Below are 13979 nucleotides of genomic sequence, written 5' to 3'. Positions count from 1 at the left end.
CAAAATATACTGTTTAAACATAAGAAAACAAATAGCACCATTCGAAAATGGTGCTATGCTATATTTACAAAACTGCTTATTAATTCAACTCCTGATTCGCTTTCTGAACAAAATCATTCCATTGGGTATTCAGGGCTTCTACCGCTTGCTCTTTCTCATTTTTATTCAAAGAAGAGTAATTAATAGAATTGAAAACCAGTTTTTTCAAAGCTTTTACATCCAATTCCCAATATACATAGGCCATCCAAAAATCATAACTTAATCCTTCATAGCCATATACGGCAGGGTCATCGCTATTAATAGAACATTGTACTCCATTGCTCAGTAAAACTCTTGCCGGATGATTTCTCATATCACTTACATATCCAAGGATTTGGTTACTGATCGGACTTACTTCCACTAATTTATTCTGTTTTTTAATTAGCTCCATAGATTTCGGGAAGTAGATCAGATTAAGACCATGCCCAATTCTCTGGTTGTTCAATAAAGTAATATCCAGTATATTTTTATTGAAAATGGAAGTGCTTTCCCCTGCATGAAGGAACAGAGGCATTTCTATTCCTATTTTTTTTGTGATTTCGTTTAATTTTGTCCAGTTTTTCTGGTAGAAATTAATGCTGTTGCCCGCTGCTTCATCAGCAACAAGGTCAAAGCCGGAAATCATGTCCGGAAATTGCTTCTTTAATTTAAATGCGATTTCAAGTTGTTTTTCAATACTGTCGGAATCTAAAAATTTAAAACTTGAATAGATCAACTTCAGACTGAACTGAGGGTTCGACTGATGCATTTGCTTTACAATATCCTGTAAATCTGTAATGGATTTTTCCAATGGATATTTTCCGTGCTCAAAATCATACAATTCATCAAATACATATCTTATTTCAACATGCTGCACTTTATCTTTTGCAAGGTCTTGGAAACCTTTCAGATAATATTCTTTAAAGAAGGGACGATAAGGCAATAACAAGTTGATGCGTTGGAAACGTTTTTCAAACTCAATCCAATAATCTGTATAAGAGCAAAGATTATCCCTCTTTAAAAGGAGAAGATCATACAATTCCTTTTCAAAACCTGGATTTGAATTTAGCTTTTGATCGAGGTTAACAAATCCATTGGGAACTTTTCCGTTTTCAAAGAACCCCAACTGACCGAAAATAAATTTATCATTGTCTTTTTGCTCATATACATAGCATTCTTTATATTTTCTCGCTGTTGCTATCAACCAATCAGCATTGGCCAAACCACCACTATGGGTGTGTAGCAATCCTCCTTTAGGCATTGTCTGAATAACTTTAAACAGCTCACTGGACTCTATTAATGGTTTTATTTCATTAAAAGAGCGGTTGTATAAAGGAATATGCTGTTTTTCTGTTTCGGCAAGGAACTGCTTCCTGATCTGGAATAATTTTTTATCCAAAGCGATCTCGGCATCAGATAATTTTACATCTGCATCAAAGGCCATTGCTGCATTTTCTGTATCCAGCAACGTCCATTTTTCCTGATAAGTGGATTTTTCAACCACTTTAGTTTGGGCTCCCAACAGAGGAAATCCCAACATTAATATATAGGTAAGGTATTTTCTCATAATAATAGTAACCTGTTACTGACAAAAATACTTTGCCAATACAGTATTCAAAAATATAATTATTTTTTTGGTAAAAGAATTTCAATCTGAAAAAAAACAAATGATAAACCTTTTAACGACACATTTTTCATTATCCTTTCCTAGCCCCGATAGAAACGGTTACCCCGCAACATGCTATGTCTTAGCCTCGGCGTGAGGAGTATGAGTGGATAGCGGGATAAAGCTCCCTAAAAAGAAATGGGACGCAAAGTACATAAAAAGTCTACAAAAACAATAGACTTATAGTATTAAATTTTATTCATCTCTTAAAATGATTTTTTTTTTAAAATCCTAAAACTCAACAACCAAAATAATAATACATTGTTTTACAGTCATTTACATTATAAAAACAATTATTCAAAGTTTATTTTTTCAATTACCCCACTAGATTAGTAGACTAATATGATTTTTCTCATATCACTTTTTAACAAAGTTTTATGAATTATTAAATAATTTTGACCCAGTTAAAAAAATAAAACTCTATTCTCATGAATAAGAATGACTTTAATTCTTACCTATACACAATCATGTCTGCCGTTACTGTTCAACATACAGGTTGTACAATGCAGAGCTTTTCACAGCATACTATCACTTCTAAGAATATGTGCTTTGAATCTATGATGTGTAAAATGATGATGCTATAGATCCCCAAAGAAATAGGCACATTATTGTAGGAATTAAAGCCCGATAAGCTCAAGGCCTATGTAATCCGGGTACTCCTCCTCTATTTTAACATTTTCTTTCTGACACCTCCTTACCAAAGGGAGGCAGGGATTTATTTTTTCCTAATCGGGAAGATAAAACGTACTACAAATATTCAATTTTTTAAAACCTAAGATTAATATAATGAGAAAAAAACAATGCAAACTTGGTGTATTGGCCGTGCTCTTATTCGCAGAATATGGCTTTGCCCAAAAAAAAGACAGCCTTTCACAGGAGACTGCCATCAAAGAAGTGGTGGTGGTAGCCTTCGGAAAGCAAAAAAAAGAAGAAATTACAGGATCTGTACAGTCATTAAAGGCTAAAGATCTTGGTAATCTTCAAAATGGAAATGTTCTTCAGGGAATTGGAGGTAAAGTAGCAGGGGTACAAGTAATCTCTTCCGGGCAACCCGGTTCCCAACCTACGATAAGAATGAGAGGAATTGGTTCTATTAATGCTTCCAGTGATCCTTTAATTGTATTGGACGGAATTCCTTACAGTGGCGACCTGAACAGTATTTCTTCAGCTGATATTGAGAGTATTTCTTTTCTGGAAGATGCGTCTTCCAACGCCTTATATGGTTCCAGAGGAGCCAATGGAGTTATTATCGTAAATACTAAAAGAGGTAAAAACAAGAAACTAAGTGTGGATCTTGATGTAAAGACCGGGGTTAACTTCAGATCTATTGAGGATTATTCGGTCTACACTTCACCGCAGGACTATTATACAGCGTACTATAACAGGGGAAGAATCGGAGAAATTGCAAGACAGAAGCAGCCGGGTGCTGTTCCCTCCACCACTACTCCCCATGCTGCAGGACTTTCAGGATTGAACGGGCTTGGATATAATGCTTACAATGTACCGTTTAGTCAACTGATTGCTCCGGACGGTTCTTTTAACCAAAATGCGAAGCTGCTATATCAGGATAACTGGAAAAAACTTCTTTTCAGACCTGCTTTAAGAAGGGAAGCTACAGTTGGAATCAATGCCAGCGGTGACCAGGTAAAATCATATACGTCTTTAAACTATCTGGACGATAAGGGATATCTTATTTCTTCTGGTTTTGAAAGGTTTGGGATAAGATCCAACGTAGACTACTCTATCACCCCAAAGTTAAGATTAACCACTGCGCTTTCTTATACTTACAGCAAGCAGAATTTCGGAGAAACGGGTGGATTTTCCAATCCGTTCCAGTTTGCGAGAAATATAGCTCCTTTCTACCCGGTTTTTCTTAGAAATGATAATTACCAGCAACTGTATGACAACCACGGAAATGCTTTGTATGATTATGGAGACGGACAGGGGCCAAACGGTGCTACAAGATCTTATGCTGTTTTTGAAAATCCGGTAGGAAATCTTCAGCAGGATAAATCTCAAAGAGTCAGCAATATCAGCAATATCAATCTGGGATTGAACTATGAAATCATCAAAGGCCTGGATTTCACTTACAGTTTTGGGGCTTATCTTGAAAATTTGAGAAACCTTCAGTTTGGAAATACATTTGGAGGAACTTCTTCCTCTGTAGGGGGTAATATTTCTCAGGAATCTATATTCAACTATACCCTCAATCATCAGCAATTGCTTACCTATCAAAAGAAATTCGATAAACATAACTTCAATATTCTTGTGGGTCATGAATTGAATAAAACAAAGAACGAAGGGTTTTCCGGAACGAAACAACAACTTTTATTACCTGAATCATGGGCTTTTGATAATGCCGTAAAAATCACAGATCTGTCTGGAAACGGTTATGAATATGCGGTAGAAGGTTATTTCTCCAGATTATTATATAACTATGATGGTAAATATTTTTTTAATGCAAATGTACGTAGAGACGGTTCTTCAGTCTTCGCTCCGGAAAGCAGATGGGGGACATTTTATGGATTAGGAGCCGCATGGAATGTGGCCAAAGAAGACTTCCTTAAAGACAACAAGGTGATTAATGCATTGAAACTAAAAGTCTCTTATGGACAACAGGGAAATGACAATATCCTTCTGAACAGCACTACCAGAGATTATTATGCTTATCAGGACATCTATGGAATTAATGATTTTGGAGATGGAAAACCTGTACTTACTTTAAAAAAACAAGGAAACAGGGACTTAAAATGGGAAACTTCCAAAAACCTGAATGCTGGTTTTGAGCTCTCTCTACTCGACAATAGAATAAATCTAAATGCTGATTACTTTGAGAGAAAGGTATCTGATATGATCTATACGCTTCCTTTAGCAATATCCAACTCAGGTTCGTATGTGAAGTATGGAAATATTGGAGACATGTACAACAAAGGGATACAGGCCAATATCAGTGTAGATATTCTCCGAACAGAAGATCTTCAGTGGAATTTTTATGCTAACGCCACTCATTATAAAAACAAGATCACCAAGTTACCGGAACAGCAAAGAGCTACAGGTCTGGTTTCAGGATTGTTTGTTCTTGCGGAGGGTGGTGACCGGTATACCTATTATTTAAAAGAATTTGCCGGAGTAAACCCTGAAAACGGAGATGCATTATGGTATAAAAACACCATAAACCCAACCACTCAGCAGGTAGAAAAAACGGTTACCAATAATTATAAGGAAGCCAGTGACTACAATACCGGAAAATCAGCAATTCCAAAGGTAAATGGTGGATTTGGAACGGATATTACCTATAAAAGGGTAAATCTTTCTGTTAATTTCGCTTATCAGTTTGGCGGATACGGATATGATGACATTTACAGATCTTTATTCCATTCTGACACTTACGGCTCTAACTACACTACTGATCTTGATAAAACATGGACTTCGGAAAACCCGACGGCAGCCCTGCCACGTGTAGACCTTACTTCTACCAACCAGAACGGACATTCTACGTTGTACCTGGTTAAGTCTGATTATATCAGTCTTCAGGATGTAACATTATCATACCAGTTATCTGATGATTTTACAAAGCAGATCGGGTTATCAGCATTAAAAATCTATGCTACCGGAAACAACCTGTATCTATGGTCCAAGAGAAAAGGATATGATCCGAGAGCCTCATTAACAGGAGTTTCCGATGCTTACAAATACTCTTTATTATCCAGTGTTTCACTAGGTTTTAAACTAACATTTTAAAAGAAATTATGAAAACAATAAAATACTTTATATCAGCTTTAGCCGTAACTTTCATTACGACGGGCTGTGCTAATGATCTCAATACTTTACCGGAGGGCGATATTTCCGGTGAGCAACTGAATGAGGATCAGTCAAAGCCTGAAAAGATCCTTGGCGGAATCTATCTTGACCTTCGCAGTAATGGTGCAGGAGGAAACATTGGATCTCACTCAGACTTCGGAATCATGGGAATAAAAGCCGGTGCAGATTTAATGTCAAATGATGTGATACAGGCAAAAAATCAGCATTTGGGAATGTTTTATAATTATGAAGCTACCAATGCCAGTAATTTGGCTTCAGAAATTGTATGGACCACTTTTTATGCAAGAATATTCATTATCAATAAACTTCTTAGTGATTTAAAAGCAGATACAAGTCCTAAAAATCAAGCGATTAAAGGACAACTGCTTGCTTTAAGAGCTTATTCTTACTTTCATCTGATCCGTTTTTATGCCAATGATTATAAAGGGCATCAGTCTGATCCGGGGCTTCCATTGGTACTTACTACGGATAATCCCAGCCAGGGACGTCCAAGATCAACGGTAGAACAAGTATATTCACAGATTGGTCAGGATATTGAAGAATCTATTGTTCTTTTGGAGAGCTTTGCCCGTCCATCCAGAGCCCAGATTGATCAGAGAACAGCTAAAGCTATTGCTGCCGATATATTCCTACAAATTGGAGATTACGCCAAAGCCGTAAAATATGCCGCAGATGGTAAACAAGGGATTGCCCTGATGACAGAAAACGATTATACTACTACCGGGTTTTCCAATATCAGCAATCCTGAGGTGATCTGGGGATTCCATAATACAATTTCTACCATGAGTATCGGAAATTATTATGCTTCTTTCTTCTCTATGTTTGATAATACCAATGAAGGATATGCAGGAGCTGCCCAGATTTATAAACTTATTGACAAACGTTTGTACGATGCTATTCCGGATACTGATTACCGTAAAAAAGTATTTAATGGAAGCCAGCCTGCCAAGTATACCTTTAACGGAAAGACTAAAAACTATCCTGCCTATGTAAGCTGGAAATTTAAAGATCCAAGCATGTTTGAAGGTGATTATATCTACATCAGAGCCTCTTCTTTATATTATATTGAGGCGGAAGCTCTTGCAAGGCAAGGAAGAGAAGCGGAAGCAAAGCAAGTATTATTTGAAATTGCATCCAAAAGAGACAAAGCCTATACGCTGTCTACCAAAACAGGAGCCGATCTGATTAATGAAATTATCCTTCAAAAAAGAATTGAACTTTGGGGTGAAGGCTACGCCTGGTTTGATATGAAGAGATTGAATACTCCTTTAGAAAGAATATACACAGGAACCAACCATACTTTTGGAAGGTTTAACCTCACACCGGATAAATTTAAATTCCAAATCCCGAATAAAGAGATTAATAATAACCCTCAAATCAAACAAAATGACTAGATAAGGAACAAAACAATTTTAATATATTTCAAGTAAGACACCATTTTCAGTCAATGGTGTCTTTTTATTATAAAGCTCTATAATACCCTATAAACAGATCTCTTAGACAAGAGATTAAAATTATAAGAGTGTTCGAAAATTTACACTGATTTAAAAACAAAAAAATAGCACCATTAATGTTAACGATGCTATTCATACAAGTTGATAATCAATAGAAATAAATCTTTTCTTCTTATTTATTTTTGCTAATTTCTTATACTTTTGGGTTCAATCACTCTATCTTTTTGCTGCTTATTTTCCATGACAAGATCTTTGACACCTCTGATCTCTGACTGTAATTATGATAAATCTTATATCATAAAAATATAAACATTTGTTTAATGGATTTATGGTTTCAATCATCATCCTTATCAAGGTAACGGCTAATATCTCTAAAAATTATGTAAACAGGAATGAATATTTTAATAAATTTAAAATAAAAACAATGAAACAACTTTTGACATCAATAGCCATTGCAATGGTATTTACTTCTTTTCATTCCTATACCATAAATGAATTGAGAAATATTTTACAAACAGATCCGCCTCCCAAAGATAAAGATCAATGGAGAACAAACACCCCAAATCAGTGCAGCAAAACAGATCCGCCTCCCAAAAATGGTGGTCAGTGGTAATTTTTTAATACAACAGGAGTATCAAAATAAAAAATCTCAGAATTACTATTCCGGAATTACTGTTACATTCATTTTAGGTTCCCCTTTTTAAAGGGATTTCTGATGAATAAAAATATTGATATCAAACGGAGAAAGAGATACAGGAAATACATATATTTGGGAATCAAAGACCCATTCAAATAAACACCATCTAATGAAATTAAAAAAAATTATTCCTACTCTGTTTATCGTATTGTTAAGTCTTCCGCTTTTTTCACAGAACCATACAAATTCTGAATTAAAAAAAGCAATTGAAACCATTCTTGCCCATAAAAAAGCGGACGTAGGAGTTTCTATTGTCACAGCAGGAACCCCAAAAAAGGAAGTAATCCAAATCAATGGCAATAAGCCACTTCCCATGCTAAGCACCTTCAAATTTCCTGTAGCTTTAGCTGTTCTTCATAAAGTGGAAAAAGGTGAACTTTCTTTACAACAGAAAATTTACATCAAAAAAGAAGAGCTTTTGGAGGATACTTATAGTCCATTTAAAGACAAATATCCGGACGGAAATATAGAGCTTAGTCTGGAAGACTGCATACAATGGATGGTGGTCTACAGCGATAATAATTTGACAGATATTCTGCTAAGACTAATCGGAGGTCCTGATTATGTTCAGCAATTCATTAACAGCAAGAATATTGTCATCAAAAATGATGAAGAAGGTATGCATAAGGACTGGGATTCCCAATTCATCAATACCATCACTCCTAACGAAGCTACCCAACTTCTGGAACAATTCTACACCGGGAAAATATTAAATAAAGAACATACAAAATGGCTGTATACAGCCATGCTGAATAATGCGACAGGAGCCAAAAGGCTTAAAGGGAAGTTACCCAAGGATGTTAAAGTAGCCCACCGCACCGGAACCTCATTCACCAATAAAGCAGGAATGACAGGTGCCGTTAATGATTATGGAATTATTGAACTCTCAGATAAAAAGAGAATATATATTGCTGTTCTTGTACATGATACTTATGAGACATTTGAAAACTCAGAGGCGATTATTGCCGATATTGCCAAAGCAGCCTATAATCACTACAAAAAATAAATCCATGACCAAGACAAAATTATTTATCACTCTTGCGGTTTCCGTACTGCTGTCTGTTAATGCAAAGGCACAGAAAACAACTTCCTATTCAAAAAAAATTGACAGTATCATGACGACTTCTGCTCCATTGAAATTCAATGGAGTGGCTTTGGTTTCTCAAAATGGTAAAACAAAATATTTGAAGGCCCATGGATATAAAGATTTCGAAAAAAAAATTGCTTTAAAGGTTGATGACCAGTTTGAAATCATGTCAAATTCAAAACAAGTCACTGCTGTTCTGATTTTGCAAGCTGCTGAACAGGGAAAGCTTGATCTTCAGACTCCCATAAAAAAATATCTTCCAACCCTTACACAATCCTGGGCAGATACCGTCACGATACACCATCTTTTGAATCATACTCATGGTATTATAGACAGGGAAAAACCAACTGCATTTAAAGCCGGATCACAGTTTAAATATGGGAATCTATCTTATATGCTTCTTGGAGAAATTCTTCAAAACACCACCGGAAAAAGCTTTACAGAACAAGCAAACTCTCTTTTCAAAAAGCTGAAGATGGACAAAACGTTTGTGTATAACAGTAAAAACAATCAGGCCTTGGTTCCTGGCTATAGAAGTGAAAATAATCAATTTGAAAAAGTAGAAAAATCATTTTTAAATGATGAAATTGCTCCCGCAGCAGGAATTGTTTCTACTGTAGAGGATCTTGCAAAATGGGATCAGGCATTATTTAAAGGAAAACTTCTTTCCCCAAAATTTCAAAAACTGATCCTCACTCCTTCTACTTCTTCTCAACATAATGTTTTTGGAAAAGAAAGTATGGGATTTGGCTATAATATCAGGTTCATCAAAGAGGCTGGGCTTAATTATTATGCAGTGACGGGACTTGGTGATGGCTTTACATGTCTGAATGTATACTTTCCGTCTACAGATACAAGTCTGGTTATTCTTGAAAACCAAATGCCTCAAAACAGTGAACATTGGAGTTTTAAGGAAGCCGCTATTAAAAATGCTGTACTAAAAAGCATTCCTTCAAAATAAGCATTTGAAAATAGCACAGACACATTATAAAAGGCAGCATCAAAAATAAAAGCTGCCTTTTATTTATCCTCTTAAATATTTTGGAGTCTGGATGAAGACTATCAATCTTGCTTTTTGTATTTTTTCAAAATATACCACTATAAATGGGAATATTTCGCCTTTATATCCAGGGATTTGAAAGCGGGAGCCTCCAAGCCTTTAATAGAAGAACTCCACCAATCAATAAGATAAGTGCACCGATTATTTCTCTTTGTTTAAAACCCTGTATTTAACACCTGCAAAAGGTTTTTCAATGAAGAATCTGTACACTAAACCACCCGAAAGACATCCCAATACACAAACCAATAGGCATACATTATCCGAAGTTTTGAGATCGAAATGTTCAAAAAGAACCTGAACCAAATGAATAATTCCCTTATGAGAAAGGTAAACTGCATATGACAAAGCTGCCAGTTCCGCAGTAATATAGGATTTCCTATTTGAAAAGAATGACGATGCTGAAACAGCTGATAAAACAATAAAACCATAGCTTATGGCCACCAGAGTAAACCCAAACACTGACGCTTCTTTTGAGGCCTGTTCATTACATATCCAAAATGAAATTCCCAACAACCCAATCCCAATAAGAAATAGCCTGTTCCCATTTTGGTGAACCATCCTTTTAAAACCGGAAAAATACTGCATACAATAGCCAATAAGAACTCCGGTTCCAAGACCATCTAACCTTGTATGGCTTGGGTAATATATTTTCATATACCAGGAACGCCAGAATTCCAGAGAATCAGGATCCGTATCGGCTATATATACATTCCAGGTTACCAGTCTCATGATGAGAGAAAACATGATAAAAAGAATAATTAAAACAGTAAAATATTTAAATAATTTTGAGGGCATTATAACCAAAAGAAACAAGGGAAGAATAAGGTAAAACTGTTCTTCAATACATAAAGACCATGCATGAGAAAATGTCCCCTGGCTGATTACATCCAATCTATAATTCTGGGTGAAGGTTACAAACTTCCATAAAGGAGGTAAAGCTTCCCGTTCCCTGAAAAAAGGGATGGTAAAATACAGAAAAAGAGTAAAAAAATAAGCCGGAACAATCCTAAAAAAACGTTTAATATAAAAGGTCTTTAAGCTTATTGTTCCTTTTTCATTCATTTCTTTAAACAATTGTCCTGAAATCAGGAAACCACTCAACACAAAGAAGAGATCAACTCCGGTCCAGCCAAATCTTCCTATAGTATCAATCCATTCCGGATGCTTAAATGCCCTATAGTGAAACAGTAAAACCATTACAATAGCTAATGCTCTCAGATGATCTAATCCGTAAAGCCTTTCTGATCGTTCTCTTGTCATATTTTTTGATGCAAATCTTGCTAAAAACAAGACTCATTTTAAACACAAGGTTCAGAAAACAGGAATTTCAATGCCAATAGCAAAATAAGTCGTCTGAATTTTAAATAATGCTGTTGATCTTTATTTTATGGGATTTGACATCAATTCGGCAAACCATGTCTTAAGATTTTTTATTTTTGATGATGATGAAAACCAGAGCAACCGTGTATAACCTACAAAATATATACTTCCAGTTATTTTTCTGGATTGCTTTGTTTTTGTTTGGGATAGCAAGAGCCTATGACGATTACAACGGAGAAATGTTTAAACAATTGGTGATTTATAATTTTTGTCATTGGATCTTTCAGATTCTGGCAGCCAATTTTATCTATTATATCCTGATCCGCCATTTCTTTGACCGAAAAAAATATATTGAATTCACATTCTGCCTGATCCTGAGTTTATACTTTATTTCAGTAGCCAACAGAATCTTTATTGTGGATATTGCTGAGCCTTTTTTCACCAATGAACCCAAAGACAGTCTGAGCAGCATTTTTACTGATATCCGGTATCTTTTGTTCCATTATACATTTCCTATCATCAGTGGAGCATTTATCTTTATTTCCATCATGTTTTTTATGCGGTATAAAGATGAAAAAGAAAATACCATCCAACTGGAAAAGGAAAAAACCGAACTGGAATTGAAATCCTTGAAATCCCAGCTTAACCCTCATTTTCTGTTTAACACACTGAATAATATTTATTCTCTTTCTATCAGTAATTCAGATAAAACATCCCAATCCATCAGCCAGCTCTCAGATATTCTGGATTATCTTCTGTACAAAGGACAGAAAAAATGGGTTTCTGTTGCTGATGAACTGAATATTATTGACAATTATATTGCACTGGAAAGCCTGCGCTATGCTGACGAAAGATTAAAAATAACTAAGAAAATAGCATTAACATCGGTCAATTTCATTCCACCATTACTCTATTTAACCTTAGTAGAAAATGCCTTTAAACACGGTGCCGGAAAAAGCTCTGAACAAACGGAAATCAAAATAGAATTGGAAACAAATACCCAACATTCTGTTTTCAGAATTGAAAATACCTATGATGGCATTTCAGATTCTAATGAAAAAGGAATCGGGATTCAGAATATTAAGCAACAGTTGGAGCTTCACTATCAGAAACATTTCACCTTCCGTATTTCCCGGGAAAACAATATTTTTAACGTTGAAATAATCACTCCTTCACGATATGATTAACTGTATCATTGTAGATGACGAACCTTTAGCTGCCAGGTTGCTGGAAAATCATATTTCCAAAATCGATCATTTGAAACTGGCAGGCAAGGCAGAGAATGCCCTTGAAGCTTATAAACTTCTTCAAAATCAGGCTATAGACCTGATGTTTCTTGATATTCAGATGCCTCACTTCAACGGAATTGATTTTTTAAAATCCCTTTCACAAAAGCCTAAAACAATTTTTACAACCGCATACCGGGACTTTGCCATTGAAGGATTTGAACTGGAAGCCGTAGACTATCTGTTGAAGCCTATCACTTTTGAACGTTTTTTCAAATCTGTAGAACGGGTGTTGAGGAATATCAATGATTCAAAAGACGATTTTATCATTCTTAAAACAGAAGGAATGCATCGAAAGTTATCCCTTGCAGACATTATTTATATTGAAAGCCAGGGAAATGACATCAAAATAACTTTATCTGCAAACGAATCCCTGATCTCAAAAAATAAAATAACGGATCTGGAACTTCTTTTAGCATCAAAAGGATTTATAAGAATTCACCGGTCATTTATTATCAATACTCACTTCGTCACTGCTTTTAACAATCATGAACTTCATCTTGGAACCTATCAGATTCCTATAGGAAGAAGCTACAGACAGGAATTTGATAATTTCATGTTAACATTCTCAAAAAACAGACTTTTATAACTGTTTATTAATAACTTATAGATTGATTCTTTATACATTCTTTTCATTTTCCTATGCCCCAATTAGCATTTTAACATTTATTTCAAATATTTTTTAAGACCACTCCTTTAGAACACCTATTTCCACGCTGTTTTTCAACCTATTACATGTTTCTGATTCTTCAAATTGAAGATAAGTATTTTGTGGATATATTTTTTATAATAAAGAAACAAAATACTGTATTACAAAAAGTTACACACAACCAAAAGCTCCCGTCCCTATCTGTCCATTTCTTATGGATATTAAAAAAAAGTATTACTTTTGCCTGAGCGAATAAAATTGCTTTTTAGCCGTTTTATTTGTAAATTTATGTGCACCAATTTATAAAACATTAAAATTCATTCCATGAGAAAAATAATTCTACTTATTACATGTATGTTCGGTATTTCAGTTTTCTCTCAGATTAAAGTGTTGAAAAATGAAAGTTTGGTGGAAATTGGCAAAGACAATTCTGTTGGTTTATATAAAAAAGAAGACAAGTATACTGTCAATTATCAGGACCTGAATACCAGCAACCTGAATACAATCCGAGCTTTTTCATTCCAGAATCTGAATGGAGACGTTTCTGGACTCTATAAACTCATTATAGACGGCTTTATCTCTTCCCCGGAAGAAAATATCGTCCTGGAACTTCCTAACGATATTATAGAACTTCATTATGAGAGAAACTATGGCCAACCCACTGTACAGTTTATCCAATACATCAATAAAAACAGGAAGTATGTGGGGAAATCTCAGTTTTTAACTCAAAAACAGGTTGATAAGGTTTTTGGAAGAACAAACGGCAAATACGCGATGTATGATAAGGTTTCTACCCTCAATCATGAAGGTGCTAAAAAAGGAGGTGCAAGTGCCGCTTCTACGGCAACTCCGGCTTCCGGAGCTAAGAAAAAAGCAAAAAAATAATTATAATTTATAAATATTGCGAAACTCATTCCATT

General features: G+C 35.2%; 10 protein-coding genes. 8 read left to right on the top strand and 2 right to left on the bottom strand.

Annotated features, from left to right (window positions below; all coding sequences use genetic code 11):
- Window positions 1–79 precede the first annotated feature (79 nt).
- Window positions 80–1585, bottom strand: coding sequence for an adenosine kinase (locus EG344_RS18830; RefSeq protein WP_228412766.1), 1506 nt, complete (start codon window positions 1583–1585; stop codon window positions 80–82).
- A gap of 885 nt (window positions 1586–2470) precedes the next feature.
- Here EG344_RS18830 and EG344_RS18825 point away from each other — a divergent pair.
- The 5 genes from EG344_RS18825 to EG344_RS18805 all read left to right on the top strand — a co-directional run bounded on the left by EG344_RS18825 (window position 2471) and on the right by EG344_RS18805 (window position 9705).
- Complete coding sequence (locus tag EG344_RS18825) at window positions 2471–5425, top strand: SusC/RagA family TonB-linked outer membrane protein (RefSeq protein ID WP_123910904.1); 2955 nt, start codon at window positions 2471–2473, stop codon at window positions 5423–5425.
- Between the two features lie 8 nt (window positions 5426–5433).
- Window positions 5434–6900 carry a RagB/SusD family nutrient uptake outer membrane protein gene (locus EG344_RS18820; protein ID WP_123910903.1) on the top strand — a complete coding sequence of 489 codons (1467 nt, stop codon included), beginning with the start codon at window positions 5434–5436 and terminating at the stop codon, window positions 6898–6900.
- Between the two features lie 484 nt (window positions 6901–7384).
- Window positions 7385–7573: a hypothetical protein gene (locus EG344_RS18815; protein WP_123910902.1), complete on the top strand. Its 189-nt coding sequence runs from the start codon at window positions 7385–7387 to the stop codon at window positions 7571–7573.
- Between the two features lie 193 nt (window positions 7574–7766).
- Window positions 7767–8663 (top strand): class A beta-lactamase, encoded by an 897-nt coding sequence (bla, locus tag EG344_RS18810; RefSeq protein ID WP_123910901.1) that lies wholly within the window; start codon window positions 7767–7769, stop codon window positions 8661–8663.
- A gap of 4 nt (window positions 8664–8667) precedes the next feature.
- Window positions 8668–9705, top strand: coding sequence for a serine hydrolase domain-containing protein (locus EG344_RS18805; protein WP_123910900.1), 1038 nt, complete (start codon window positions 8668–8670; stop codon window positions 9703–9705).
- A 240-nt stretch (window positions 9706–9945) separates the two neighbouring features.
- On the opposite strand, the gene EG344_RS18800 is transcribed toward EG344_RS18805, so the two are convergent.
- Window positions 9946–11064 (bottom strand): acyltransferase family protein, encoded by a 1119-nt coding sequence (locus tag EG344_RS18800; protein WP_123910899.1) that lies wholly within the window; start codon window positions 11062–11064, stop codon window positions 9946–9948.
- Between the two features lie 179 nt (window positions 11065–11243).
- Between EG344_RS18800 and EG344_RS18795 the strand changes: the two genes are divergently transcribed.
- The 3 genes from EG344_RS18795 to EG344_RS18785 all read left to right on the top strand — a co-directional run bounded on the left by EG344_RS18795 (window position 11244) and on the right by EG344_RS18785 (window position 13944).
- Window positions 11244–12311, top strand: coding sequence for a sensor histidine kinase (locus EG344_RS18795; protein ID WP_228412765.1), 1068 nt, complete (start codon window positions 11244–11246; stop codon window positions 12309–12311).
- Entirely contained in the window at window positions 12304–12999 is a 696-nt protein-coding gene (locus EG344_RS18790) for a LytR/AlgR family response regulator transcription factor (protein WP_123910898.1), read from the top strand. Before EG344_RS18795 ends, EG344_RS18790 begins: the two co-directional genes overlap by 8 nt.
- 384 nt (window positions 13000–13383) lie before the next feature.
- Window positions 13384–13944, top strand: coding sequence for a hypothetical protein (locus tag EG344_RS18785; protein WP_123910897.1), 561 nt, complete (start codon window positions 13384–13386; stop codon window positions 13942–13944).
- The last annotated feature ends 35 nt before the right edge of the window (window positions 13945–13979 follow it).

Origin of the sequence: Chryseobacterium sp. G0162 (assembly GCF_003815715.1) — a bacterium.
Lineage (GTDB): Bacteria > Bacteroidota > Bacteroidia > Flavobacteriales > Weeksellaceae > Chryseobacterium.
The sequence above is the reverse complement of the archived record's forward strand: the minus strand, read 5'-3'. Positions and strand labels throughout refer to the sequence as shown.